The following is a 25,897-nucleotide window of genomic DNA, read 5'->3' on the forward strand; positions in this document are numbered from 1 at the left end:
CGGTCGGTCTCAAGCTCCGAGAACGATATTGGCGGCACTTTCCTTCAGCTCGACGCCGAAGGCGCGCTGATAGTGCTCGGCGACCAGCGGACGCTCCAGCTCGTCGCACTTGTTGAGGAAGGTGACGCGGAAGGCGAAGGCCAGATCGCCGAAAATGTCGGCGTTTTCGGCCCAGGTGATGACGGTGCGTGGGCTCATGACTGTGGACAGATCACCGTTCATGAAGGCGGCGCGCGTCAGGTCGGCGACACGAACCATCTTCGAAACGGTCTCACGGCCGCCCTTGTCCTTGCCGAAGCTCTTCACCTTGGCGGCGACGATATTCACTTCGTGATCATGCGGCAGGTAGTTCAGCGTCGTGACGATCGACCAGCGGTCCATCTGCGCCTGGTTGATCTGCTGCGTGCCGTGATAGAGGCCGGTCGTGTCGCCGAGGCCGATCGTATTGGCGGTCGCAAACAGGCGAAAGGCCGGGTGCGGCCGGATGACGCGGCTCTGATCGAGCAGTGTCAAGCGGCCGGAGGATTCGAGCACGCGCTGGATGACGAACATCACATCGGGACGGCCGGCATCATATTCGTCGAAGACGAGCGCGACATTGTGCTGATAGGCCCAGGGCAGGATGCCGTCCTTGAATTCGGTGACCTGCAGCCCGTCCTTGACGACGATCGCATCCTTGCCGACGAGATCGATACGGCTGACATGGCTGTCGAGGTTGATGCGCACGCAAGGCCAGTTGAGCCGCGCCGCCACCTGCTCGATATGCGAAGACTTGCCCGTGCCGTGATAGCCGGAGATCATCACGCGGCGGTTATGGGCGAAGCCTGCGAGAATGGCGAGCGTCGTGTCGCGGTCGAAAAGGTAGTCGTTATCGAGGTCCGGCACATAGGCGTCGCCCTTGCTGTAGGCGGGAACGCGGATGTCGGAATCGATACCGAAGACCTCTCGGACCGAAACGGTGGTATCGGGCAGTTCTGATATATCCAGGTCGATCTTGCTCATCATGTCTCCAAGGCGGGTGCTGCCACCCGGCCATACTGTCTCAGGCCATGTCGCAACCCAGACGCCGCGTTTTTTATTCCGCGCCCGTCCGGGTCGGAACGTCGGCGATGCTTCTCCGGGACTGAAACGAAACCTCGGCGGGAAAATGACCGCGTGCGAGCATTCTTGAAAGAGTCCCAGACAAGAAACGCCGCGTCCGGAAGGTCGGCGGAGGCGATGTCGGGAAAACGCACAAATATGAGCCGCGTTTGCCTGCGGCCTCAGCCGATTTGGACCATACCCGATTGAAGCCCAAGAGCAAGGACGGGAATTAACAAAAACCGTTCTGCTTCAACAATTGATAGGCCTGGATGACCGCGCGGAAACGCTCCTCCGAGCCACGGTCGCCGCCATTCGCATCCGGATGGTGCTTCTTCACCAGTTCCTTGTAGCGGCTCTTGATCTCCGCCGATGTCGCATTGGCGTCGAGGGCCATCGTTTCGAAGGCCTTGGTCTCCAGCGATTTTAGCTTGCGCGCCTGGGGGAAACGCGGTCCGCTGCCCTTGCCGCCTTCCTTGACGAAGCCGAAGGGATCGCGAACGCGGGTATAGGCACCGGAGCGGATCTCCGAATGCAGCGGACTGTCCTTCGCCGCCTTGTTGACGCCGACCGTCCATGTCGGCCGGTGGCCGGTGATCGCCTCTTTCTGGTATCGCGCGATCTCGCCGTCCGAAAGACCGGAGAAATAATTGTAGCCCTTGTTGTATTCCTTGACGTGCTCGAAGCAGAACAAGAAGAACTGGCCTTCGGCATTGCGGCCGACCGGAGCGCGATGCGCCCCCTTCTTGTCGCACCCGTCCCATTGACAGGTAGGCGGTGCCTGCTCTGTCTCCGGCTCGCGTTTGCGGCGTGTTCGGATGCGATCGAAATATTTGGAATCAAGTCTCATGACGGCGCTAATTATGGGGCTGTCGCGAAGCGACAACAAGAATTGACAAACGGGAATGTTGCAGGCTTGGTAGGAACCCTTTTCGCGAACCAGCAAGACCGGATGATGACCCTGCGAACCCGCATCGAAGAAAAACTTATCAAAGCCTTCGCGCCCGAACGCCTGAGCGTCATCGACGAAAGCCATCTGCATGCCGGCCACCAGCCTGATATCACGGGCACCGGCGAAACCCATATGCGGGTGAGGATCGTTTCCGGAAAATTCGCCGGCATGTCGCGACTGGCGCGCCATCGGGCAATCACCAACCTGTTGAAACCGGAGCTCGATGCCGGCCTGCATGCGCTGGCCGTCGAACCGGCTGCACCTGATGAACCGACCCGCTGGTAGCGGCACGCAAGCCCATATAGGCGTTGGCCGTCCAAGATCCAAGTGGAATCAGCCTGGCTTTGCGCCGTCTTCTCCGGCCGGGCGGATGCGCAGCTTGGTGATGCGATTCTTTTCGCGCTTCATGACGACGAAACGCTTGCCGTAGAAGGTGAAGGCTTGGCGCTCTTCCGGGATGGTCATCGATTCGTGGATGACGAGGCCGGCGATCGTCGTCGCCTCCTCGTCGGGCAGATTCCAGTCGAGTGCCCGGTTCAGGTCGCGGATCGGCACGCCGCCATCGACGACGACGGAACCGTCAGCCTCCTGACGCACGCCCTGTATCTCGATATCGTGCTCGTCGGAAATATCGCCGACGATTTCCTCGAGAATATCCTCCAGCGTGACGATGCCCTGCACCTCGCCATATTCGTCGACGACGACGGCGAAATGCTGCTTGCGCCGCAGGAAGGCGTTGAGCTGGTCCTCGAGGTTGGTGCTGTCGGGCACGAACCACGGCTTCTGCGCGATCTTCACGATATCGAGGTTCTGCGGCTCCATGTTCGGCTCGGCAAGCGCCCGCAGCAGGTCCTTGGCATGGACGACGCCGATGATGTTGTCGATCGTGCCGCGCCACAACGGCATGCGCGTATAGGGGCTTTCGAGGATGACGCGCACCACCGCTTCCGGCGGATCGTCGGCGTTGATCGCCCGCATCGCGGTGCGATGGACCATGATGTCCGAGAGTTCGAGCTCGCCTAGATCGAGCACGCCGCCGAGACGGTCGCGGTCGGCCTTGACCACCGATCCCTCGCGGTGGAGCAGATCGACGGCGCCGCGCAGCTCTTCATGCGCCGTCAGCATCGATATCTCGCGTGAGAGATTGATGCCGAACAGCGAAAGAATCTGCCGCACGATCGCATTGACAAAGGAGGAAACCGGGCCGACGACGGCAACGAACAGCCTGGCCGGCAGCGCGATAGCGAGTGCGAAACGCTCGGGCGCTGAAATCGCCCAGCTCTTCGGCAGCACTTCGGCGAAGATGACCAGGATGACGGTCATCGCGAGCGTCGCCAGTGCCACCCCGGAACTGCCGAACAGTCCGAGGAAGAGGCTGGTGGCGATCGAGGAGGACAGGATATTGGCGAGATTATTGCCGATGAGCAGCGCGCCGATCAGCCGGTCGCGCCGCTCGATCAACTGCCGGACGAGGCCGGCGCGGTCGTCGCCGTTGGCCTCGAGCGTATGGATACGGCTGCGCGAAACGGCGGTCAGCGCCGTCTCCGAGCCGGAAAAGAAGGCGGACATCAGCACGAGCGCCGTGATCGAAAGGATCTCCGGCCAGTATGTCGCGAGAAATGCCAGAGCGCCTTCGACCGTCATCAGGCGTGTTTTTCCTGGAGAAAGCTGATCACTTCGGACGCCGGAACGTCGTCGGCGACGAAGGACTGGCCGATGCCGCGCGTCAGGATGAAGGTGAGCTTGCCGCCCTTGACCTTCTTGTCCTGGGCGATCGCGTCCATTAACTTTTCGGCCGGCGGCAGGTCGCCCGGAATGTCGGAGATGCGGGTCGGCAGGCCGACCTCCTTCAGATGCCGCTCGACGCGGCGCGCATCGTCAGGGCTTGCAAGGTTCATTCGTGCGGAGAATTCGTGCGCCAGCACCATGCCGATCGAAACGCCCTCGCCATGCACGAGGCGGGAGCTGTCATAAGCAGTCGCCGCTTCCAGCGCATGGCCGAAGGTATGGCCGAGATTGAGCAGCGCCCGCGGCCCGTTCTCGCGCTCGTCGGCAACGACGACGTCGGCCTTAGCCTGGCAGCTCGCGGCAATCGCCTCGATGCGCGCGGAACCGCCTGTAAAAACCGCCTTCCAGTTCGCTTCCAGCCAGGCAAAGAAATCCGGCTTGTCGATCAGCCCGTATTTCGCGACCTCGGCGTAGCCTGCGCGGAATTCGCGCGCGCTCAGCGAATTCAGCACATCCGTATCGGCCAGAACCAGGTCCGGCTGGTGGAACACGCCGATCAGGTTCTTGCCGTGGCGGGAATTGATGCCGGTCTTGCCGCCGACGGAGGAATCGACCTGCGACAAAAGCGAGGTCGGCACCTGGACGAAACGCACGCCGCGGCGGACGATGCCGGCCGCAAATCCGGAAAGATCGCCGATGACGCCGCCACCGAGCGCGATGACGTAATCGTTGCGCTCGACGCGGGCTTCGAGCACCTGGTCGCAGACCGTGATCAGATGCTCGAAGCTCTTGGTCTTCTCGCCGGCCGGCAGGACGACCTCAGCCGAGGCGATACCCGCTTCATCCAGACTTGCGACGAGGGCCTTGAGATAGAGCGGCGCGACATTTTCGTCGGTGATAACAGCCGCCTTGCGGCCCTTGAGCCGGGAGGCTATCTCGGCGCCGGCTCGCGCAATCAGCCCCGGCCCGATCAGTATGTCGTAGGCGCGCTCGCCGAGCGGCACATGCACCGTTCGGATGGCGGAGGCGGAGGTTATCGCATTCATGACGCTGCACTTTCCTTCTGAGCTTCGATCAAGGCCTTCAACACCTCGTCGGCCATGATTTCCTTGCGCACATCGCGCGAAAGCACGGTCAGATCAGCCTGCGCATAGATCGGGTAACGCGCATTCATCAGGCCCTCGAGCGTCTGCTTCGGATTTTCGGTCTTGAGCAGCGGCCGCGTGTCGCGCTTGGCGACCCGGTCCCAGAGCACGTCGAGATCGGCCTTCAACCAGACGGAAAGGCCGCCCCTCTTGATATGTTTGCGTGTGCGATCGTTGATGAAGGCGCCGCCTCCGGTGGAGACGACCCGCGGCCCGCTCTTCAGCAACCGCTTCATCACCCGCGCCTCCAGCGCCCGGAACTCCTGCTCGCCATAGGCGGCAAAAAGCTCGGCGATCGTCATGCGCGAAACCCGCTCGATCTCGAGATCGCTGTCTATGAAGGGAATGGCGAGCTGGTTGGCGATGATGCGCCCGACGGAGGATTTTCCGGCACCCATCAGGCCGACAAGGATGAGATTGCGTGAACCGAGCGCGGCGCGAGCTCTGTCTTTCAAGCTGTCAGCAACGGTCAGCAGTTGTTCACTCATCGGTCCATTCACACTTTGTTTGCAAACGGTATCGACAAATGCAGGTGGAGCGTCAAGTCGCGGACAAGGGAATCATGGCTTGAATACCGCTTCTTGCACTTGCAGATAGGCTTCTTATAACAGAAGCAGAGCATGAAGGAGTTACTGAATGCCAACCCTGTTCCGTTTCCTGTTCGTCTGCGCGATCCTCGCCGGGACGGTCTACGGAGCGATGCTGGCGCTTGTGACCTTCGTCGAGCCCGAGCCGCGCGACGTGACGATCCGCATTCCGTCCGAGCGCGTCAATCCGCCCGCAACGGGCGCGATCAACACGACCAGGAAGTGACCGGCATGGTGGATCTTGGCCGCGTTCATGTGGAATCCTTCCTGGAGATGATGAGCGCCGAGCGGGGTGCTGCCGTCAACACGCTGCAATCCTATGAACGCGATCTCGACGATATCAGATCCTTCCTGAAGGAGCGCAGCATACGGCTCACCGAAGCCGCCTCCGCCGATCTCGCCGCCTATCTCTCCTCGCTCGCCCGAAAGGGCTTCAAACCCTCCTCCCAGGCGCGCCGGCTTGCGGCCATGCGGCAGTTCTACAAGTTTCTCTACGCCGAAGGCCTGAGGACTGACGACCCCACTGGCATTCTCGACGCGCCGAAAAAGGGCCGTCCGCTGCCGAAGACGATGGGCGTCGAGGAGGTCGGCAGGTTGCTTTCGCAGGCCGAGGCCGAAGCCGATGATGCGGCTCCGGGCCAGCTGCAGCGCCTGCGCATGCTGGCACTGCTGGAGCTGCTCTATGCCACCGGAATGCGGGTCAGCGAACTTGTCTCGCTTCCTGCCCGCGTGCTCGATCAGGAAGGTCGTTTCCTGATGATCCGCGGCAAGGGCAACAAGGAGCGGCTGGTGCCGCTGTCGCAATCGGCGATATCAGCGCTGAAATCCTATGGGCGCCTGCTGGCGGCCGAAAATGCAGCAGCGAAGGAGCCGCAGGAAAGCCCCTGGCTGTTTCCCTCCGCCTCGAAGGAGGGATACCTGCCGCGCCAGGTTTTCGCCCGCGACCTCAAGAACCTGGCCATACGCGCCGGCCTGACGCCGTCGCTGATCTCGCCGCATGTCATGCGCCACGCCTTTGCCAGCCACCTGCTTGCCAACGGCGCCGATCTGCGCGTCGTACAGGAACTCCTCGGCCATTCGGACATTTCGACCACACAGATTTACACCCATGTCCTCGAAGAGAGGCTGCAGCAGCTTGTCCAGACGCATCACCCCCTTGCCAAACAGGCGAAAAAGCACGAATAGGACCGGCGACAAGGGGCGGAGCCAGGAAAACGCCCCGGGCACAAGGAACGGAAACGCACCTCATGCACAATTATCTCGACTTCGAAAAGCCGATCTCCGACCTCGAAGGCAAGATCATCGAGCTGAAGAAGCTCGCAACGGAAGACGAGAGCATCGACACCACCGATGAGATCGGCAGGCTTGAGGTTCGCGTCCGTGAGGCCATCGTTGAAATCTATTCCAGGCTCAATCCCTGGCAGAAGACGCAGGTCGCCCGCCATCCGCAGCGCCCGCATTTCGTCGATTACGCCAAGACGCTGTTCCAGGAATTCACGCCGCTTGCCGGCGACCGCAAATTTTCCGAGGATGCCGCGATCCAGGCGGGGCTTGCCCGTTTCCGCGGCCAGCCCGTCGCCGTCATCGGCCAGGAGAAGGGCAATGACACCAAGAGCCGCCTGAAGCACAATTTCGGCAGCCCCCGGCCGGAAGGCTATCGCAAGGCGATCCGCATCCTTGAGATGGCCGACCGTTTCGGTCTGCCGGTGATTTCGCTGGTGGATACGGCAGGCGCCTATCCCGGCGTCGGCGCCGAAGAGCGCGGCCAGGCCGAGGCGATCGCCCGCTCCACGGAAATGTGCCTGGGCGTCAAGGTTCCCCTCGTCTCCGTCGTCATCGGCGAAGGCGGCTCGGGCGGCGCGATCGCCATCGCCACCGGCAACAGGGTCTATATGCTCGAGCATTCGATCTACAGCGTCATCTCGCCGGAAGGGGCAGCCTCCATCCTCTGGCGCGATTCCACCCGCGCCCGGGAAGCGGCGACCAACATGAAGATCACCGCCGAAGACCTGAAATCGCTCGGCGTCATCGACGGCATCATTTCCGAGCCGCTCGGCGGCGCGCATCGCGATCCGGACAGTGTAATCGCCGCAACCGGCGACGTGATCGCCAATGCTCTGGCCGAAATGGCACCCCGCTCCGGCGAGCAGCTGCGCAACGACCGCCGCCAGAAATTCCTCGCCATGGGCCGCAATCTCTAACAGACAATTCGGTTTCTCATCGATTGCGGCCAAATCTTGGCCACATTGATGTTATCTGTAGCATTCGCGCTTGCGGGGATGTTCCAGGCACGTCATAGGCTGGTAAGGACTTATAAAGTATAAGCCGTCTATGATTCCGTTTGATGCCCGGACTCCATGGGCGGACCGGGTCGCATTATCTTTATGGGCTAGTTGGGATGCGCATACGTCATTTTGCCTATATTTCCCTTATGGCGCTGGTTCTGTCCGGCTGCAATGACGCGTTGGAAACCGCGCAGGTCGATCTTTCCAAGGTCAAGAACAAGGTCGAGCAGCCGCTTCCCAGCCATATCCTCGCTGAGATGTCCGCCAAGGGCATGGACCGCAATTCGCCGATCATGATCCGCATCTTCAAGGAAGAAGGTGCCATGGAGATCTGGAAGGCGAAGACCGACAACCGTTTCGACAAGATCGCCGATTACAAGATCTGCGCCTGGTCCGGCCGTCTCGGCCCGAAGGTAAAGACCGGCGACCGGCAGGCGCCGGAAGGTTTCTACGACCTGACGCGCGCCAACCTGAATCCCAATTCGAAATATTATCTGGCGATCAACACCGGCTTCCCGAACCGCTACGACGCGGCGAACGGCCGCACCGGCTCCGATCTGATGATCCACGGCGCCTGCTCGTCCTCCGGCTGCTACTCGATGACCGACCAGCAGGTGCTGGAGATCTACGCCTTCGCCCGCGACGCCTTCAAGGGCGGCCAGTCGACCGTGCAGCTGCAGGCCTTCCCCTTCCGCATGACGGCGGAAAATATGGTCAAACATCGCCTCGACAGCAGTTACGACTTCTGGAAGATGCTGAAGGTCGGCTACGACAATTTCGAAGTGACGAAGCGCCCGCCTGAGGTGAACGTCTGCGAGAAGAAATACGTCTTCAACCAGCAGGCAACCGACGGCAGCGCCTTTAACGCCTCCGGCAAGTGCCCTGCCATGTCGACGCCGCCGGCACTGACGGCGGCACTTGCCTCCTACGGCAAGACCTACGATGCCGATTATGCCAAGGCGATGAGCAAATTTGACGGCATGGCCTGGTACGATCCCACGGAAGCCGAGCGCAAGGCGGTGGTCGCCAAGACGCGCAAGGGCCGTGAACTCGCTTACGCCCCGACCGGCACGTCGCTGGAAGCCGGCCGCATGGTCAAGGTCGCCGAACTCGAAGACCTGATGGCCAAGCGCACCGAGCAGGGCCTCGCCGCCAAGACGGCACCGGGCGCCACGCCTGTCGCACCTGCCCAGCCGCAAGCCGTCGCTGCCGCGGCACCTGCAGTCGTGCCGGTGCCGATGCAGAACCCGCTGGCCTTTGCGGCGCCCGAACCGCAGGAAACGGCGGAAGCCACGGCAAAGAAGCCGTTCTGGAAATTCTGGGCGAGGAATTGAACGGCTTGAACCCCGTTCTCTACGATCTTCGCGGCCTGAAATGCCCATTCCCCGTGATCAAGACGCGCAAGAAGCTTGCCGCCATGGCGAGCGGCACGCTCATTCGCGTCGACACCACCGATCCGCTTGCTGTGATCGACATGCCGCATTTCTGCAATGAGGATGGCCACGAACTGGTCGAGACGGAGACGACCGAAAACGGCCACCGCTTCCTGATTCGAAAGCGCTAAAGGGCGTCGCGATCTTTCAGATTCGCTGCCGCACTTTAGGCCTTTGTTTTCCGCATGTCCTTGGCGCAAAACCGCTGCACTCTTTTGCGCGACATGCTTTAAATTCTGAGGCCGGGAATGGCCAGCGGATTGTCCGACAGCGCCGCACGATCCGGCATGTCGATGCGAGGCTTGCCGAGGAAGGCGTCGAAGAGATCCTTCACGAAGACTTCCGGCAGATCCCGGGTAATCAGCACCATGCGTGTGCGCCGGTCTTCCCCCGGCCAGGCGGGAAGCCGAACCGGCGGATGGAAGATGCTCTGCACCCCATGCAGCACCAGCGGCCGATCCGGCCGGTCGGAGACGGAGACGATTGCCTTCATCCTCAACAGCTTCTCGCCATGGGCAGAGCGCAGGAGATCGATGAACATCTCGATCGCCATCGGATCGATCGGCTTCTCCTCGATGATCGAGAAAGAGCGGATCGAGGCATCGTGACGATTGACGTCGTGCGGGTCCTGGTGCGCATGTCCCTGATCACCAAGATGGTGATGACCATCATGGTGGTGACCGTGGTGATCGCCATCGCCATCACGATCATGATCATGATCGTGATCGTGATGCGCCTCGTGCGCATCCTCGTCCTGCAGCCAGCGGCCGACATCGGCAATCTTCGTCGCCGGATCGTAGAGCCCGTTGACCAGCACCGCGGCACTGCCCGCCTCGGCGCTGTCGGCATCCATCATCACGGCGCGCGGATTGAGCGCCCGCAGGCGCTTTTCCAGCCCGTCCGTTGCCTCGATCATCGCCTTTTTCGAGACGATCAGCCGATCGGCGACCGCCGCTTGCTTGCGCGCTTCCTCGTGATTGTCGAGCGTCTGCAGCCCATTCACGGCGTCGACGACGGTGACGACGCCGTCGAGCTCGAAATTCGTGGCGATGACGGGATTGCCCATGATCGCCTGCATGACCGGTGAAGGATCGGCAAGGCCCGTCGTCTCGATGACGACGCGCTTGACCGGCTTGACGCGGCCCGTCTGCACCGCGTCCATGAGGTTCGCCAGCGTATCCACAAGTTCGCCGCGCACCGTGCAGCAGAGGCATCCATCGGAAAGCTCGATGATCGAATCGCCGGAACTTTCGACCAGCAGATGGTCGATGCCGACATCGCCGAATTCATTGATGATGACCGCCGCATCTTTCATGACCGGATCTTTGAGGATGCGGTTGAGCAGCGTCGATTTGCCGGCTCCGAGAAAGCCGGTCAGGATGGTGACCGGAATCCTGTCGTTGAGCGCGCTCATGTCATTTTACCTTAAAGCTTAGAAGGATGTCGGGCGCGGCATCGGCACCGGCACGTTGGCGATTGCTCCCGCCATATCGCCGCGCGCCATTTTTTCCGGCTGCGCTGCCGGCTGCGGGTCTTGGCCCGGAATGAGGCCGGCAAAGACGAATTGCGGATCGTGGTCCATTGGCTGGATATAGGGTGACTGCACTCGCATGCGGCCGACCTCGTCGCGCGTTTCGCTGCGCACCTTGGCGCCCTTGGCGCTGCAGATATCGGCGGTGATGTCGGCAACCTGGTCTTGTCCTGGGCCATAGGGTCTCAGCGAACCCAGCGTGTCGTTGCTGGCAGGCTGGGTGGTGAAGCCCTTCTGCAAGAGGTTCGCCGTCGCATCGGCGCGCGCTGCAAGGCTGTCGGTGCCGAGCACGACGGAGATCAGCGTGCGGCCGTTGCGCGTCGCCGAACCGATCTGGTTGAAGCCCGAGGCGCAGATGAAGCCGGTCTTCATGCCATCGGCGCCGGCGAAGCGGCCAATCAGCATGTTGAGGCTCGGCACGTTCTGCTGGCCGGTGGTGAAGCCCTCCAGCGCGAAATAGCCGGCATATTGCGGAAAATCGCGGCGCAGCGCCACCGTCAGCACTGCAAGGTCACGCGCCGTCGTATATTGCCCTTTGCCGGGCAGCCCGTTCGGATTGACGAAATGCGAATCCGTCATGCCGAGCTTCAGCGCCTCGCCGTTCATCCGCGTCACGAAGCCTTCCTGCGTGCCGCCGATGGCTTCGGCAACCGCAACCGCGATGTCGTTGGCCGATTTGACCATCAGGATCTTCAGCGCGCTGTCGAGCGTCAGCTTCTGGCCTGGCTTGAAATACATCTTGGCTGCCGGCTGCGCGGCGGCGCGCTTGCTCATGACAATGGGCGTATCGAGGCTGATCTGGCCGGCGCGGATCGCGTCGAACACGGTATAGACGGTCATCAGCTTGGTGAGCGAGGCCGGATACCATTTGCGGAAGGCTTCCTCATGCTCGAGCACGCGGCCGGTCTGCACATCGACGAGAATATGCGGATTGGCCTGGGCAAGCGAAACGGAGCCCAGAAAAACGGCAGTCGCCGCGGATACGAAAGAAAGCGGCCGCAAGGCAGCAAACAAACGGAAGTGGCGCGTCGACACGGTTCGTCCTTCAGATATCAGGAAAATCTCGAAATCTTCCCTATTTAGCCTATATGGCTATGACATGGCAAAGGTCATTGACTAAGTAATTTCCACAGCCTCACACCCTTGTGATGCGATGAAAGATTGTCGAGATTTCATAACAGGAACGCCGATATGCCGATTTTGAACAGAGCCGCGGAACTGCAGGACGAAGTCGCCGAATGGCGTCGCCACATCCACGCCCGGCCCGAGCTCCTCTTCGCGGTGGAAAATACAGCCGCCTTCGTCGCCGAAAAACTCAAGGAATTCGGCGTCGACGAGATCGTCACCGGTATCGGCCGCACCGGCGTCGTCGGCCTGATCAAGGGCAAGGGCGAAGGCTCCCGTACGGTCGGCCTGCGCGCCGACATGGACGCCCTGCCGCTCACCGAAATATCAGGCAAGCCCTGGGCTTCGAAGACGCCGGGCAAGATGCATGCCTGCGGCCATGACGGCCACACCGCCATGCTGCTCGGCGCCGCGAAATACCTGGCCGAAACCCGCAACTTCAACGGCAATGTCGCCGTCATCTTCCAGCCCGCCGAAGAAGGCGGCGGCGGCGGCAATCTGATGGTCAAGGACGGCATGATGGAGCGCTTCGACATCGAAGAGGTCTACGGCATGCACAATCTGCCGGGCCTGCCGGTCGGCCAGTTCGCCACCCGCAAGGGCGCGATCATGGCGGCGACCGACGAATTCATCGTCACCGTCAAGGGCCGCGGCGGCCACGCCGCCCAGCCGCACCGGACGATCGACCCGATCGCCATCGGCGCCCAGATCATCGCCAATCTGCAGATGATCGCCTCGCGCACCGCCGATCCGCTGCGCTCGGTCGTCGTCTCGGTGACCAAGTTCAATGCCGGTTTCGCCCATAACGTCATTCCGAACGATGCGACCTTCGCCGGTACGGTCCGCACCCTCGACCCCGAAGTGCGCACGCTCGCCGAAACCCGGTTCCGGCAGATCATTGAGGGCCTGGTCGCAGCCCACGGGGCCGAGGCCGAAATCAGCTTCCACCGCAACTATCCCGTCACCGTCAACCACCCCGATGAGACCGGGCATGCTGTGGCCACCGCCAGCGCCATCGCCGGCGAGGCGAACGTCAACGCCGAGATCGATCCGATGATGGGCGGCGAGGATTTCTCCTATATGCTGAACGCCCGCCCCGGCGCCTTCATTTTCATCGGCAACGGCGACAGCGCCGGCCTCCACAACCCGGCCTACGACTTCAACGACGAAGCCATCGCCCACGGCATCTCCTACTGGGTCCGCCTCGCCGAACAGCGCCTCGGCCTCTAGCAACAATTAAGGCTTGGCTTCCCGCTAAGCCTTTTGTATGCATGGCACTCAAGTGGTCCCGTAGCTCAGCAGGATAGAGCACCAGATTCCTAATCTGGGGGTCGCGCGTTCGAATCGCGCCGGGATCACCAAAACAATGATAAAAATCAAAGACTTAACTTGGCGATCCGAGAAACTTCAGTATCGCGTTCGGCTCGTGTCCGCGTAATGTCCGGAAAATTAAACGGATAGCGAATCGATAGCCCAGTTCCACGTCGAACAAATTGCGCGGATTCACATCCTACAGGCGATACAATGGCAATTGCCGATATGACTAGCAGTGCGACGCCGCCCGTTGCGGTCATCGAAGTGCCGATTCACGCCCGCGCGGCTGGTAGGCTCCTTAACGCAGCAAGGTCGGCGTGTCGGCATCTGACAGCAGATTGCTCAATGTCAAGATTCACGATTTAAGTGACTGGCTACCAATCATCAGAGCTAAAATCATGAACGACATGTTTCCCGGGTTCTCCCTCAAAATCAGTAATTTCAAGTGCTTTGGCGCAGAGGCCACGGGCTTCGAGCGTATTTCGCCGATCAACCTGATTATAGGGCGCAACAACTCTGGCAAATCGGCTTTGGTAGATGCGCTTGCTTTGGCACTCAGTCGAGGGCGGGACTACAAGCCTAAGCTTCACAGAAGAGCGCAGTCAGATTTCCGGTTTCGCACTACCGCGGTGCTGACTGAAACGGAATTGAGGAAAGTTTTCCCGGAGAACACTGCCGGTGGTGCCATCCCAGCATTCGGTAGTCACTGGATATACGGCAAACGCTTCGTTGGTGCGAAAATCGATATCGACCTCGGGGCCGATTGGAAGACCACACTGGCGGGCGGTATAAAACTTGATGAGATAGAGATAGGCAGTCGAAAACAATGGGGCGATGGCATAGCGTCAAACGCAAAGTGGCCACTGGATGATTTTGCGTTTGTAAGAATTGCTGCGGAAAGAGACGTAAAACCGGAAGGGCGCAATGCTGAGCCCTCGATTTCATCAGATGGTTCTGGCACCACCAACTTGGTTCGGGCGTTTATCAATCAGGATGACTACCCGCGGCATGAAGTGGAAGTTGAACTGCTTCGTGAGTTGAACGAGATATACGCAGGTGACAGCGCATTCCTGCGTATTTCCACTCGCGAAGACAATAACGGTCTGTGGGAAATTTTCCTTGAGGAAGAAGCGAAAGGCGAAATAAGGCTATCGCAGTCCGGCAGCAGTCTCAAAAGTGTATTTATTATTCTCGCTTTTTTGCGTCTACAGCCGCGATTGAAAGCCCTGAACTGGACCAAGATCGTGTTCGCGGTCGAAGAGCCCGAAAACAATCTCCATCCGGCTCTATTGAGGCGGCTGCTCAACTTTCTGTCCCGCAGACGCGATGAAGAAGGTTTCGTACTGGTGCTGACAACTCACTCGCCAGTGGGCATCGATTGGGCATCCCGACGAACCGACAGTCAGATCATCCATGTTCAAAACGTCGAGGGTGTGGCGACGGCTGTGACCTCTACAGAGTACCTTAGCAATCGAGCAATCCTAGATGACCTTGATATTCGCGCGTCCGATATGCTCCAGGCTAACGGCATCATTTGGATCGAAGGGCCATCTGATCGAATCTACATCCGAGCATGGCTTGATCTTTTCACCGATGGAGAAATCAAGGAAGGAGTGCACTACTCGATGATGTTCTATGGTGGCCGGCTTCTATCTCATCTGGAAAGTGCAGGACTACAGCAGGAAGGGGAGTTGATCTCAATCTTGTCACTGAACAGAAACGCGGCAATGGTCATAGACAGCGATCGGCATCAAGGGCGAGTAGCGAATGACGAGAAGAAAGCTCGCAGGCCACGTATGAACATCAACGCCACGAAGACGAGGATCAAAGAGGAAGTCGAAAGAATGAACGGCTTCGTCTGGGTGACCGAAGGTAGGGAGATAGAAAACTATGTTCCAAACGCAGTCTACGAGCGCATAGTGGGGAATGGGAAATTCAACGTCGGCATCTATGACGAGCTGCCGGAGCATGACTATCTAAAACAATTCAATAAAAACAAGGTTGAGCTTGCCCATGCAGTTGCTGCGAACTTCAAGCTTGACGATTTGCGTGCGGTCGCTGACTTGGAAAGGCGAGTGTCTGAACTTGCATGTCACATCAGAAGCTGGAACAGGGACTAGTCTTTTTGCTAGAGGCGATAAAATCTCATTGGCGAGGAAGCCGCCGCGTGCATCAGCCTTTGGCGAGGTTCTTCGGCGATAGATGATTGGCAGCATGGCGTGCGAATGTTGCGGGTTACGCCGATTGATGGCCGTTGAATAATCCTAAGCGGCGGACTAAATTGAACTGGAAGTCGGAAACGATGGCTTCCGGCTTGAACGGTAGACAAACTTGCCCACAACTGAAAATCTGAACAACCCACCGCAGGGATCTGCGGAGCCATGGGGGATGCTTGGCGTAGCGATTTCGATCACTGCGGAAGAGCATTCGAGACAAACCGACAAGGCCGGCCGGCCATATATCGAGCACGTCATTCGCGTCATGCAGAACTGTCCGATGGACCCTGAAATCAAAACCGTCGGCGTCCTCCACGATCTGGTCGGGGATTGCCCCGGCTGGTCGCTCCAGCGCCTAAAGGAGCGAGGCTTTAGCGATCGAGTGTGCGTCAGCATCGACGCGATGACCAAGCGCGACGGTGAGAGCTACGAGGCTTTCGTGGCGCGCGCCGGTCGTGATGAGATTGCCCGGCACGTCAAGCTTGCCGATCTGCGAGACAACTCGGACCCTGCCAGGCTCTCGATGTTGCAAGACGATCAGCGTGCCCGGCTAACGCGGAAATATTACTCTGCCATCGAGATGTTGACGAAGGGGTGAAGACACGAGCGCTTGCGCGGCATCCAGAGCGCAGTAAGGTGAATGACATCTCCTGTGCGAGTGGAGGGAAGATGTGGCCATCGCAGCCACACCTCGCCTGCTAGGGTTCACTTCTGATCACTGCGCTGCGCTTCGTTGAAGCCGCGTGCAAACTCATCGTGCATCTTCTCTTCAAGATCACCATCCCCTGTATCTTCGTAAGGGTTAGATTTGAATCCGTTCTGCGAATCGTTGAGGAAAGCATCCTTGCCTTCACGATAAGCCCTGTTGAGCTTTTGGTCCTCGGTCTCGTTCATCGTTATTTCTCCCTAACTGTGAACTTCGCAGTCGCGCAGGGACCATTAGAATATGCAATCTTAAGATGAGATGAAAGGTGACGCCATAACGGAGCGGAAAACAGCGTTTATCGCGAGAGCTTGGTGTGGGGGGCCAGAGTCTGTTTCGACGCAAGCACCGACCGAGGATGATCCATCCACGCCTTTACAGCCAAACCGGCCTCTTTCGCCGTGGATTCCATGTTGTATGTTGTGCCGGTTGATTCAGATATTCAACCCGGACCTCCCAACATGACGCCCCTCAATTGGGGGTATTCATGAGATTCGGTTATATTCTCCTCGCATTTTTGGCGCCGGATTATCGGCAAACGCAGACGATCGCGCGCATCCTCCTGGCGGTAATGGTTGAAGATCTCAGCCGGTCGCGAAACGTCTGAACTCTTAGCGCAAGAAATTGGCGATCAATTGGTTTCGTTCAACTGGCTAGTTTTTCAACATCGGCGCCGATCCACGGTCAGTTTGCTCAAAATGGACGATCGCGTCTCAGCGCATATCACCCCACCGAAAAAGCACTCGGGCCAGAACCACTGGATGAGGACGATCAACGAATATTTGCGCAATCAGTGTCGAGCCGGGCGCCAATCTGCGCACATCGGAGCACGTTTTCGTAAAGTGGATACAACCACCATAGCGAATTAACAACCCCAAATTGAAAGCAGTCTCTGCGGTAGCCGCGTCCCGTAAGCGGTCATGGTCCAGCCATGCGAAGCCTCCGGCGTGGCCGCCTCGGCATCTTAGCCAGCAAGAATGGCACGCTTCTTGCGTTGCTTGGCGTGGGGCCGGGCAACATGCTCGGCGGAAGCCCGCGAATGCCCACAAAAATCGGACGAGTTCTCGGGCATCGAGAAAAGGCCGGTCGACGGCCAGGAGCAGATGACAACATATTCGATCGTTCTAGGACGCGAACGCCATGTCTTTCAGGATCTGAAATCGGTATTGGCTTGCGCTTCGCCGCTGAAGTCAGGTGACGTGCTGGCCGGGATCGCAGCGTCGAGCAACGAGCGGCGGGTGGCCGCCCGCTACCTGCTCGCGGATATGCCTCTCAAGACTTTCCTGGAAGACCTCGTCATCCCATACGAGGTCGACGAGGTCAGTCGGCTGATCGTCGACCGCCATGATTGGATGGCATTCGCGTCGGTATCTCACATGACGGTCGGTGAGTTTCGCGATTGGCTTCTCTCTTATGACGCGACCTCCGAAAAACTGCTGGCCATTGCACCAGGCCTCACCCCCGAAATGGTTGCGGCGGTCTCCAAGATCATGCGCAACCATGATCTGATCACCGTCGCCGGCAAATGCAGGGTGGTCACTGGCTTTCGTTCCACGATCGGTCTGCCCGGCCGACTGTCGAGCCGTCTTCAGCCCAATCATCCCACCGACGATCCCGAAGGCGTCGCCGGCTCGACGCTCGACGGACTTCTCTATGGGATCGGCGATGCGGTGATCGGCATCAACCCGGCGACCGACAATCTCGAGGCCTGCACAAGATTGATGGTTCTTTTCGACCGGCTACGCGAGCGGTTCGAGATCCCCACCCAATCCTGCGTGTTGACCCATGTCACCACCTCGATCAAGGCAATCGAGGCCGGCGCGCCGCTCGATCTGGTGTTCCAGTCAATCGCCGGCTCGGAGGCCGCCAACAAGGGTTTCGGCGTCGATCTGGCCGTCCTCCGGGAAGGCGAGCAGGCAGCCCTTTCCATGAAGCGCGGAACGGTCGGAAACAATGTGATGTATCTGGAGACCGGCCAGGGCAGCGCGCTCTCGGCCGACGCCCATCATGGTGTCGACGAACAGACGGTCGAGGCGCGGGCCTATGCCGTTGCACGTGAACTCAATCCGTTGCTCGTCAATACCGTGGTCGGCTTCATTGGCCCCGAATATCTGTTCGACGCCAAGCAAATTATCCGCGCCGGGCTCGAAGATCATTTCTGCGGCAAACTGCTTGGTGTGCCGATGGGGGTCGACGTCTGCTACACCAACCATGCCGAAGCCGACCAGGACGATATGGACAATCTGATGGTGTTGCTGACTGTCGCGGGCGTCAGCTTTCTGATCGCCGTGCCCGGCGCCGATGACGTCATGCTCAATTATCAGAGCCTTTCCTACCACGATATTGTCGGCCTCAGGCACCAGTTCAATCGTCCGCCCGCTCCGGAATTTGAAGCCTGGCTCCATCGCATGGGCATGCTTGATCACACGGGTCGTCTTGCGCCGGCCAGCGCGTCGGGCGCCTTCTCCCGCAATCTCTTGAGCTACAGGGCATCGGCATGACTCCCTTCGAACGAGATCCGTTTGCGCGATTCCGCAATGCCACACGCGCCCGGATCGGGCTTGGCAGGGCGGGCGACGCCTTGCCGACATCGGCAATCCTCGACTTCCAGCTCGCCCATGCCCGGGCGCGGGACGCCGTGCATGGGCAGGTGGATTTTGTCGCCCTTGCCAAGCAGCTTGCGCCGGTGGCTACGGTCCGCATTCGCTCTCGCGCCAAAGACCGCACGATCTATCTGGCGCGCCCGGATCTCGGCCGTCAGACCAATGCAGCCGATCTGCCGAGCCCAGGCGATCGTTATGATATCGCCTTCATCATCGCAGACGGACTTTCGGCCTCGGCGGTCGAGCACCACGCGGTGCCGCTGTTTAAGGCATGCATGAAGCGTCTCGGCGACTTCAGCGTCGCCCCGGTGATATTGGGCGAGCAGGCGCGGGTGGCATTTGGCGATGAGGCAGCCGCAGCGTTTGGTGCGGAAGTTGCCATCGTGCTGATCGGCGAGAGGCCGGGACTCAGCGTGCCTGACAGTCTCGGTGCCTACATCACGTTCCGCCCGCAATCGGGACGGCGCGACAGTGAGCGCAACTGCATTTCGAATATTCATGCCGACGGGCTCAGCTACGAGGTCGCAGCGGACAAGATCGTTTGGATCGTTCGGGAGGCGCTTCGCTTGCAGCTGACCGGTGTCGATCTCAAGGAAAATGCCGAAGGCGCCATAGAAGCGCTGCCACACCAAGAACCATGAAGTTCAATCTACAAAAAAGGGGAACAATCATGTCAAATCCTCAACCGACGCTCGCCAAAAGCCTGACCGGGCTGCATTTATGGGGACTTGCCGTCGGCCTCGTCATCTCGGGCGAATATTTCGGCTGGAGCTATGGCTGGGCGGCTGCCGGCACACTCGGCTTCTTGATCACCACGATCCTGATCGCCGTGATGTACACCACCTTTATCTTTTCCTTCACGGAATTGACGACGGCCATTCCGCATGCCGGCGGCCCTTTTGCCTATGCGCTCAGGGCTTTCGGCCCGCTCGGCGGTTTCGTTGCGGGCTTTGCGACATTGGTTGAATTCGTCTTCGCCCCTCCGGCCATCGCGCTGGCCATCGGCGCCTATCTCAATGTGCAGTTCCCGGGGCTCGATCCGAAAGTGGCAGCTGTCGGCGCCTATATCATTTTCATGGCGCTCAATATCGTCGGAGTTACCATCGCGGCAACCTTCGAACTCTTCATCACCATTTTGGCGATTGCCGAACTGCTGATCTTTATGGGTGTCGTCGCGCCGGGCTTCTCTTTTGCCAATTTCGCGGCCAATGGCTGGGCTGGCGCCCCTGAATTCTCAGTCGGTGCCATTGGAGGCATCTTTGCCGCCATTCCATTTGCCATCTGGTTTTTCCTGGCGATCGAAGGCGCGGCGATGGCGGCTGAGGAGACCAAGAACCCCGCCCGCACCGTTCCCATTGCCTATATTGCGGGTATTCTGACACTCGTCTTCCTCGCCTTCGGCACCATGATCTTCGCCGGTGGCGTCGGCGACTGGCGCACGCTGTCCAACATCAACGATCCGCTACCGCAGGCGATGAAGGCAGTGGTGGGCGAATCCTCCGGTTGGCTGCATATGCTGGTCTGGATCGGCCTGTTCGGTCTGATTGCTTCCTTTCACGGCATCATCATGGGCTATTCCAGGCAGATTTTTGCGCTGGGCCGCGCCGGCTACCTCCCGGAAGTTCTTGCAAAAATCCATCCGAAATTCCGCACGCCTTATCTCGCAGTCCTTGCAGGTGGCGCCGTCGGCATCGCAGCCATCTTTTCCGACAGCCTGATCCAGATCGGCGGTTTGCCGCTGACCGCCAATATTGTCACCATGTCGGTGTTCGGCGCGATCATCATGTACATCGTCTCGATGGCATCGCTGTTCAAGCTGCGCCAGGCCGAACCTGAACTCGCCCGCCCCTTCAGGGCTTGGGGTTATCCCGTGGTGCCAGCCATTGCCCTCGGGCTCGCCCTCGTCGCGCTAGCGGCGATGATCTACTACAACTTCCTGATCTTTGTGATCTTCCTCGCGATGGGCGTGGTGGCATTCGGCATTTGGCGTTTGCTTTCAGGTGGCATCATCAAGGAAGCGGCAGCGTCGACGTAACAAGGCTCTCTGACCCGATCACCCGGAAAGGCGACTGCACGAACCGGTTCCGATCAACATCGACGCCCCCGCCGAAGTTTGGCGGGGGGTCATTTCAGCGCAAAGCTTGACCGATATCATCCCGTTCCGGGGCCAGGGCCGCGTTCGCCGCCGATTGGTTCACCGCACCTGACGATGGACTCGCGGTCTCCTCACGACCCGCCGCGCGCCCAACCCGAGCAGCGCCGCTACAATCCACCCACCGATAAAACCAATCGCACCCCAGACAAGGCCGGCAAAGCTGACCGGCACGCCGGGCACGAAGTCGCGCCAGGTATTGGCGAAAACGACGTCATCCGCATTCCCTAGCAGAACAAAGGGCTTAGCGACGGGTGCGGCGGTGCCGAGGTGGAGTTGCTGCGACTGCAGCGTTTCGTAGCGCGAGATCGTGCTCTGCATCGAGACGCCGCGGTCGCGCAGGAAATCGTCGGATGATTGGGCATAGGCGCTCAGCGCCTGCTGGCGATCGAGATGGTGCTCGGCGGCTTGGCGGTTGAAATCCTCGACGATGACGCGCAATTCGTCGATCGCCCCGCCGATCCGCTGGCGGTATTGCTGCGCAAATTCCGGCGCCTGCGAAAAAATCGTACCGCCGGCAAGCCCGGCCACAATGGCGATGATCCTTGCAATCAGTCCCATGATCTCATCAGTCCCATTGGCGCCTCCGGCTAACCCAGCGCTAACGATCCGCGGCCCTAAAGGTTTCTGCCGTCGACACAATCGGTAACTCTATGTGATTGAACCGACAGCACTTCCGGCGAGTTGATCTCGTGACAAACTCAGAAAGAGAGGCTCGTCATGAAACGGATTATTCTTGCCTGCACGCTCGCTGCTGCGTCCATCTTTTCCGCAATGCCGTCCCAGGCGGCAAGTGTGACCATCACCACGGATGATGCGCGTCCCTATTATCGCCATTCGGACCGGCCCTATTACCGCCATCACATGAGGCCGCGCCACATCTCCGAGGAGTGCTTCACCAGGGTGGAAAAAATCCGCCGCCACGGTCACACGATCGTCAAGGAAACCCGAATCTGCCGATAAGGCAATCCATGCAGGAAAAGCCCGGCTGATCCTCCCCAGCCGGGCTTTTCATCTGATCGCGCCCTGATCGCGCCGATGAGGAACTTCACCATATCAGCCGCGTTTATTGCGAAAACAGGAGTACTCATCATGCGTATCAAGATGATTCTTTTGGCCATCGCCTATGTCGCCGTCAGCGCCGTGTTGCTTGCCACTGCCTATCACCCACAAGGGTCGGGCGCCATGCAGAAGACGGATCGTCTGGCCGGCTCGTCCTTCCTCGTTGAACGCTTCGCCGGTTGATTAGCTCAGTGCCGGCTGATAGGCGACGACGTGGAAATAGTCCTCGTCTGGCAGGGTCTGGGAGCGGCCCGCCATCTCGTTAATGCGTGCCATCGATCGAGGATCCGCCGAGCAATATCCGGTTCTGCACCGCATGCACACCCTCGACGGCCTTGGCGACCGCGGTTGCCCGTTCGATTTCGCCGACCGTGCCGACGGTGCCGCTCAGCACGATCTGGTCGTTCTCCATCGTCACCTCGACATCAGAGGCATCGATGCCGCCGGCGATCGCCAGCGCATTGGCAACGGCCGCCTCGACCGATGCGCGATTGGCGATTTCCGCTTCCATTTCGGGTTCGAGCCCGTGAAATGTCTGCTCCTTGAAAACCATGATCCGTTCCTCCGTGAAAACCTGCGGAGGAAACGCTGATCGGCGGAGTTTGGTTCAGCGCCGCTACCACTGCACGCGATAGCGGAGATTGACGCTGCCTGCCTCACCCCCCGAAAATGGATTGCTCACCGAGGCATCGAGATTGAGGTTCGGCAGGATGGTCTGGCTGACCCCCACCGTGCTCGAGAAGTCGCCGCTGGCATTGCTGACGCCCGTCCCTGCCGAAAGCGAGGTTCCCGTCCAGGGATGGATCAGCTTCAGCGCCTGCGATGCCGTCACCGAGGCCTGCCGGGCTTCGACCGCGTCATATTGCACGCTGATGGACCGGCTCGATTGCATGTCGAGCGAATCGGAGAGTATCCAGCTGCGCGAGCGGCTAAGCGTCAGCGCGCCGCTGCCGCGCAGCGTATCGACGCTGACGCTGGCACCCTGCTGTGACTGGCCTGCCGGGGTGACGCTGGTCCTGCTGATCCTACCCCAAAGCATTGCCTGTTCGGAATCGGGCAGCAGCGCCCCGCTTTTGGTCGAGGCCAGTGCGATGTCGGCGCCAGCGCTCGTTTCCCATTCCGCCGGCAAGCGAAAACCCATTGTCGCCTTGTAGGACCGGTCCGAAAGCTTGGCCGGCGACCAGATCACCAGGTCGTCCGCCCTGGCTGTGGCGGTGACCGAGGGCAGGACAGCGAAAAGAATGCATGCTGTTTTAAGTATCTTCATGAAATCCGATCGTTTTGACCTGACACAGGGCTCTAGCGCCGAACCGACGCGACGGCACATATGAAGGCGCTCGCAGCGAACGCGATGGGGGATTGCGGCCAAGCCGCCAATCCCGGTTTCAACCTCGATTTGATTTTGGCCGGAAGGCCTGTGGCACCGCGTGCCTGTTCTTCAATGGACGCCGCAGCGTCCCGATTGCGCATGCGACCGTGAACGGCCGCGGCGGAACCTCCCAATCCCCATGAGGATTGTTGTAAGGATCACATCCAACCGCCGCTCTGTAAACCCCTCGCGGGTTGAAATCTGCTGCACCGCACACTTGCCGCCCCCTCCAAAGCCTAGTAGAGCCTGAGCCTACGAGAGAAATTTTCGCGAAATACCACATGATAACCGGCAAAAGCGCGCCGCGGCGCCTCAGCATCTTCGGTTCGACGGGTTCGATCGGCCAGAATACACTCAATGTCGTCGATCACCTGGGCGGACGGGAGAACTTCGAAATCTCCGTGCTGACCGGCAACGGCAATGTCGAATTGCTGGCTCGGCAGGCGAAATCATCCGGCGCGCGGCTGGCGGTGACGGCAAACGACCGCCATTACGAATCACTGAAGAGCGAACTTTCCGGCAGCGGCATCGCGGTCGCTTCGGGAAAATCCGGGCTGATGGAAGCCGCCGACCGCGAAGCCGACTGGGTGATGGCGGCAATCGTCGGCACCGCGGGCTTGGCGCCGACCCTTGCGGCCGCCCGCCGCGGCGCCGATATCGCCCTTGCCAACAAGGAATGCCTGGTATCGGCCGGCGATCTCTTCATCGCAGCGATCCGGGCGGGCGGCGGCAGGCTGCTTCCGGTCGACAGCGAACACAACGCGATTTTCCAGGTGCTGGAAGAGAACCAGCGCCACGCCGTCGAGCGGGTCATCCTGACGGCGTCGGGTGGCCCCTTCCGCACCGCCTCGCTGCGTGACATGGCGGACGTGACGGTGGAAACCGCACGTGCCCACCCGAACTGGTCGATGGGATTGAAGATCTCGATCGACAGCGCCTCGATGTTCAACAAGGCGCTGGAGATGATCGAAGCCCGGCACCTTTTCGGTCTCAGACCCGAACAGATCGAGGTCATCTTCCATCCGCAATCGATCATCCACTCCATGGTCGGCTATACCGATGGGTCGGTTCTGGCGCAGCTTGGCGCGCCGGATATGCGCACTGCCATCGGTTATGCCCTATCCTTTCCGCGCCGGCCGAACCTACCCGTCGAGCGGCTGGATTTCGCCAAGCTCGCCAGGCTGGATTTCGAGGCGCCGGATGAGACGCGGTTTCCGGCGCTGCGGCTTGCACGCCTGGCGATGACGCGCGGCGGCGTTCAGGGCGCGGTGCTGAACGGCGCCAAGGAAGTGGCGCTCGAAGCCTTCATCGAAGGGCGGCTGTCCTTCCTCGCCATGGCCGAGGTCACCGAGAGGGTGATGGACGATCTGGCCGGCCTGCCGCCCGCTTCCGGGATGGACGATGTCTTCGCCGCCGACAGGGAAGCCCGGCAAAGGGCGGCGGAGCTGATGACACTAGCGATCGCCGAGTAAAGTTCAGACCGACCGATCGCCGAGTGGTCGCCTGCTTGTTACCGTGAGCGCCGCCATTACCGCAACCGGCTCCCGCCCTCGTCGAACAACCGGCAATCCGACGGCTCAAACAGCAGGCTCACCTGCTCGCCTGCCGCGATGCTGATCGGCGAGCGATGCTCGACGGTGAGCGACTGGCCATCGGCAAGCTGGCAATAGAGATATTGCGTCCCGCCGAGATATTCCGAAAAATCGACCCTGGCCGTCAGGCTGCCCGATAGATCGGAGGCCACCCTCAGATGCTCCGGCCGCAGGCCGAGCGTCACCGCGCCACCAACCGGCCTGTCTGCCGGCGGCAGGCCGCTTTCGATCTGCCGGCCGGCGACTTCGACCATGCCTCCCTCACCCCAACGGGCATTCAGCAGATTCATCCTCGGCGAGCCGATGAAGCCCGCCACGAAGGTATTCGAGGGATTCTCGTAGATTTCCCGCGGCGTTCCGGCCTGTTCGACTCGGCCGTCGCGCAGCACGACGATCTTGTCGGCGAGCGTCATCGCCTCCGTCTGATCGTGCGTGACATAGATCATCGTATTGCCGAGTTCGCGATGGAGCCGGGCGATCTCGATGCGCATCGAAACGCGCAGTTCCGCATCGAGATTGGACAGCGGTTCGTCGAACAGGAAGACATCGGGCTTGCGCACGATCGCCCGGCCGATCGCTACACGCTGCCGCTGGCCGCCGGAAAGCTGTCCCGGCCGCCGGTCGAGAAGATGGTCGATCTTCAGGATGGCGGAAGCGGCCTTGACGCGCGTCTCTATCTCGGCGGCACTGGTGCGCGCCATCTTCAAGCCGAAGGCCAGGTTGTCGCGCACGCTCATATGCGGATAGAGCGCGTAGGACTGGAAGACCATGGCGATACCGCGCTCGGATGGATCGAGATCGGTGACAACACGTCCCTTGATCTCGACCTCCCCGTCGGTCACGTCTTCCAGGCCGGCGATCATGCGCAGAAGCGTCGATTTTCCGCAGCCGGAAGGGCCGACGAAGACGACGAATTCGCCCTCCGCGATCGTCAGGTCGATGCCGTGGACCACCTGCAGATTGCCATAGCTTTTTCGCACGTCCTGGAGCACGACGCTCTTGTTAGCCATACCGTTCGAC

The 25,897-nt window shown here is 60.2% G+C and carries 27 protein-coding genes and 1 tRNA gene; 16 read left to right on the plus strand and 12 right to left on the minus strand.

The annotated features are described in order from the left end of the window. Window positions 1-9 precede the first annotated feature (9 nt). Together cobS and N2600_RS20645 are read right to left on the minus strand one after the other, a co-directional pair. Window positions 10-1,002 carry a cobaltochelatase subunit CobS gene (gene cobS / locus N2600_RS20640; protein WP_170260985.1) on the minus strand — a complete coding sequence of 331 codons (993 nt, stop codon included), beginning with the start codon at window positions 1,000-1,002 and terminating at the stop codon, window positions 10-12. 310 nt (window positions 1,003-1,312) lie between these two features. Continuing rightward, window positions 1,313-1,930, minus strand: a complete 618-nt coding sequence (locus N2600_RS20645; RefSeq protein WP_017966330.1) for a J domain-containing protein — start codon at window positions 1,928-1,930, stop codon at window positions 1,313-1,315. A 102-nt stretch (window positions 1,931-2,032) separates the two neighbouring features. Between N2600_RS20645 and N2600_RS20650 the strand changes: the two genes are divergently transcribed. Beyond that, complete coding sequence (locus tag N2600_RS20650) at window positions 2,033-2,317, plus strand: BolA family protein (RefSeq protein WP_260297258.1); 285 nt, start codon at window positions 2,033-2,035, stop codon at window positions 2,315-2,317. A 48-nt stretch (window positions 2,318-2,365) separates the two neighbouring features. Here N2600_RS20650 and N2600_RS20655 read toward each other — a convergent pair whose 3' ends face one another. The 3 genes from N2600_RS20655 to N2600_RS20665 are packed head-to-tail and all read right to left on the minus strand — an operon-like array spanning window position 2,366 to window position 5,393. Continuing rightward, window positions 2,366-3,676: an HlyC/CorC family transporter gene (locus tag N2600_RS20655; protein WP_170260984.1), complete on the minus strand. Its 1,311-nt coding sequence runs from the start codon at window positions 3,674-3,676 to the stop codon at window positions 2,366-2,368. After that, complete coding sequence (gene aroB, locus N2600_RS20660) at window positions 3,676-4,806, minus strand: 3-dehydroquinate synthase (RefSeq protein ID WP_260297259.1); 1,131 nt, start codon at window positions 4,804-4,806, stop codon at window positions 3,676-3,678. The genes N2600_RS20655 and aroB overlap by 1 nt, the downstream gene beginning before the upstream one ends. Beyond that, the gene (locus N2600_RS20665; RefSeq protein WP_260297260.1) at window positions 4,803-5,393 is read right to left on the minus strand and encodes a shikimate kinase; all 591 of its coding nucleotides are present in this window, start codon (window positions 5,391-5,393) and stop codon (window positions 4,803-4,805) included. The genes aroB and N2600_RS20665 overlap by 4 nt, the downstream gene beginning before the upstream one ends. A 148-nt stretch (window positions 5,394-5,541) precedes the next feature. Between N2600_RS20665 and N2600_RS20670 the strand changes: the two genes are divergently transcribed. The 5 genes from N2600_RS20670 (at window position 5,542) to N2600_RS20690 (ending at window position 9,341) form a co-directional block, all read left to right on the plus strand. After that, window positions 5,542-5,718, plus strand: a complete 177-nt coding sequence (locus N2600_RS20670; RefSeq protein WP_017966325.1) for a hypothetical protein — start codon at window positions 5,542-5,544, stop codon at window positions 5,716-5,718. Between the two features lie 5 nt (window positions 5,719-5,723). Then, window positions 5,724-6,677 (plus strand): site-specific tyrosine recombinase XerD, encoded by a 954-nt coding sequence (gene xerD, locus N2600_RS20675; RefSeq protein WP_260297261.1) that lies wholly within the window; start codon window positions 5,724-5,726, stop codon window positions 6,675-6,677. 62 nt (window positions 6,678-6,739) lie between these two features. Next, window positions 6,740-7,693: an acetyl-CoA carboxylase carboxyltransferase subunit alpha gene (locus N2600_RS20680; protein ID WP_222279671.1), complete on the plus strand. Its 954-nt coding sequence runs from the start codon at window positions 6,740-6,742 to the stop codon at window positions 7,691-7,693. A gap of 197 nt (window positions 7,694-7,890) precedes the next feature. Further along, window positions 7,891-9,111: a L,D-transpeptidase family protein gene (locus tag N2600_RS20685; protein WP_260297262.1), complete on the plus strand. Its 1,221-nt coding sequence runs from the start codon at window positions 7,891-7,893 to the stop codon at window positions 9,109-9,111. A gap of 5 nt (window positions 9,112-9,116) precedes the next feature. After that, window positions 9,117-9,341: a sulfurtransferase TusA family protein gene (locus N2600_RS20690; protein WP_064247684.1), complete on the plus strand. Its 225-nt coding sequence runs from the start codon at window positions 9,117-9,119 to the stop codon at window positions 9,339-9,341. A 98-nt stretch (window positions 9,342-9,439) separates the two neighbouring features. Here N2600_RS20690 and N2600_RS20695 read toward each other — a convergent pair whose 3' ends face one another. Together N2600_RS20695 and N2600_RS20700 are read right to left on the minus strand one after the other, a co-directional pair. Then, window positions 9,440-10,624: a CobW family GTP-binding protein gene (locus tag N2600_RS20695; RefSeq protein ID WP_260297263.1), complete on the minus strand. Its 1,185-nt coding sequence runs from the start codon at window positions 10,622-10,624 to the stop codon at window positions 9,440-9,442. An 18-nt stretch (window positions 10,625-10,642) separates the two neighbouring features. Continuing rightward, the gene (locus N2600_RS20700; RefSeq protein WP_260297264.1) at window positions 10,643-11,776 is read right to left on the minus strand and encodes a D-alanyl-D-alanine carboxypeptidase family protein; all 1,134 of its coding nucleotides are present in this window, start codon (window positions 11,774-11,776) and stop codon (window positions 10,643-10,645) included. A 156-nt stretch (window positions 11,777-11,932) separates the two neighbouring features. On the opposite strand from N2600_RS20700, the gene N2600_RS20705 reads away from it, so the two are divergent. The 4 genes from N2600_RS20705 to N2600_RS20720 all read left to right on the plus strand — a co-directional run bounded on the left by N2600_RS20705 (window position 11,933) and on the right by N2600_RS20720 (window position 15,994). Further along, on the plus strand, window positions 11,933-13,096 hold the full coding sequence (locus N2600_RS20705) for a M20 aminoacylase family protein (protein WP_260297265.1): 1,164 nt from the start codon (window positions 11,933-11,935) through the stop codon (window positions 13,094-13,096). A 54-nt stretch (window positions 13,097-13,150) separates the two neighbouring features. After that, window positions 13,151-13,227: transfer RNA gene (locus N2600_RS20710), tRNA-Arg, on the plus strand. Window positions 13,228-13,578: 351 nt separating this feature from the next. Beyond that, window positions 13,579-15,300: an AAA family ATPase gene (locus tag N2600_RS20715; protein WP_260297266.1), complete on the plus strand. Its 1,722-nt coding sequence runs from the start codon at window positions 13,579-13,581 to the stop codon at window positions 15,298-15,300. A gap of 268 nt (window positions 15,301-15,568) precedes the next feature. Next, a complete protein-coding gene (locus N2600_RS20720) occupies window positions 15,569-15,994 on the plus strand; it encodes a hypothetical protein (RefSeq protein ID WP_260297268.1) in 426 nt (141 codons plus the stop codon). 107 nt (window positions 15,995-16,101) lie between these two features. On the opposite strand, the gene N2600_RS20725 is transcribed toward N2600_RS20720, so the two are convergent. Beyond that, a complete protein-coding gene (locus N2600_RS20725; protein WP_260297270.1) occupies window positions 16,102-16,290 on the minus strand; it encodes a hypothetical protein in 189 nt (62 codons plus the stop codon). Between the two features lie 912 nt (window positions 16,291-17,202). Here N2600_RS20725 and N2600_RS20730 point away from each other — a divergent pair. From N2600_RS20730 to eat, 3 genes are read left to right on the plus strand one after another with little or no spacing between them, the layout of a single operon-like run. Continuing rightward, entirely contained in the window at window positions 17,203-18,600 is a 1,398-nt protein-coding gene (locus tag N2600_RS20730) for an ethanolamine ammonia-lyase subunit EutB (protein ID WP_260297276.1), read from the plus strand. Beyond that, entirely contained in the window at window positions 18,597-19,343 is a 747-nt protein-coding gene (gene eutC, locus N2600_RS20735) for an ethanolamine ammonia-lyase subunit EutC (RefSeq protein ID WP_260297277.1), read from the plus strand. Before N2600_RS20730 ends, eutC begins: the two co-directional genes overlap by 4 nt. A 29-nt stretch (window positions 19,344-19,372) precedes the next feature. Continuing rightward, window positions 19,373-20,737 (plus strand): ethanolamine permease, encoded by a 1,365-nt coding sequence (gene eat / locus N2600_RS20740; protein WP_260297278.1) that lies wholly within the window; start codon window positions 19,373-19,375, stop codon window positions 20,735-20,737. 159 nt (window positions 20,738-20,896) lie between these two features. Here the strand turns inward: eat and N2600_RS20745 are convergent, their stop codons facing one another. Beyond that, the gene (locus N2600_RS20745) at window positions 20,897-21,415 is read right to left on the minus strand and encodes a DUF2937 family protein (protein WP_260297279.1); all 519 of its coding nucleotides are present in this window, start codon (window positions 21,413-21,415) and stop codon (window positions 20,897-20,899) included. 159 nt (window positions 21,416-21,574) lie between these two features. Here N2600_RS20745 and N2600_RS20750 point away from each other — a divergent pair, with 159 nt between their 5' ends. Then, on the plus strand, window positions 21,575-21,817 hold the full coding sequence (locus N2600_RS20750) for a hypothetical protein (RefSeq protein ID WP_162116822.1): 243 nt from the start codon (window positions 21,575-21,577) through the stop codon (window positions 21,815-21,817). Between the two features lie 129 nt (window positions 21,818-21,946). Then, window positions 21,947-22,099: a hypothetical protein gene (locus N2600_RS20755; protein WP_017966311.1), complete on the plus strand. Its 153-nt coding sequence runs from the start codon at window positions 21,947-21,949 to the stop codon at window positions 22,097-22,099. A gap of 79 nt (window positions 22,100-22,178) precedes the next feature. Here N2600_RS20755 and N2600_RS20760 read toward each other — a convergent pair whose 3' ends face one another. Both N2600_RS20760 and N2600_RS20765 read right to left on the minus strand, forming a co-directional pair. After that, window positions 22,179-22,469 carry a BON domain-containing protein gene (locus tag N2600_RS20760; protein ID WP_017966309.1) on the minus strand — a complete coding sequence of 97 codons (291 nt, stop codon included), beginning with the start codon at window positions 22,467-22,469 and terminating at the stop codon, window positions 22,179-22,181. A gap of 63 nt (window positions 22,470-22,532) precedes the next feature. After that, window positions 22,533-23,183, minus strand: a complete 651-nt coding sequence (locus N2600_RS20765; protein ID WP_162116823.1) for a hypothetical protein — start codon at window positions 23,181-23,183, stop codon at window positions 22,533-22,535. A 383-nt stretch (window positions 23,184-23,566) separates the two neighbouring features. Here N2600_RS20765 and dxr point away from each other — a divergent pair, with 383 nt between their 5' ends. Next, window positions 23,567-24,757 (plus strand): 1-deoxy-D-xylulose-5-phosphate reductoisomerase, encoded by a 1,191-nt coding sequence (gene dxr, locus N2600_RS20770; protein WP_260297280.1) that lies wholly within the window; start codon window positions 23,567-23,569, stop codon window positions 24,755-24,757. A gap of 56 nt (window positions 24,758-24,813) precedes the next feature. Here dxr and N2600_RS20775 read toward each other — a convergent pair whose 3' ends face one another. Then, window positions 24,814-25,887, minus strand: coding sequence for an ABC transporter ATP-binding protein (locus tag N2600_RS20775; RefSeq protein WP_260297282.1), 1,074 nt, complete (start codon window positions 25,885-25,887; stop codon window positions 24,814-24,816). Window positions 25,888-25,897: the final 10 nt, after the last annotated feature.

The organism is Rhizobium sp. WSM1274 (assembly GCF_025200775.1).
Classification (GTDB): Bacteria; Pseudomonadota; Alphaproteobacteria; order Rhizobiales; family Rhizobiaceae; genus Rhizobium; species Rhizobium leguminosarum_I.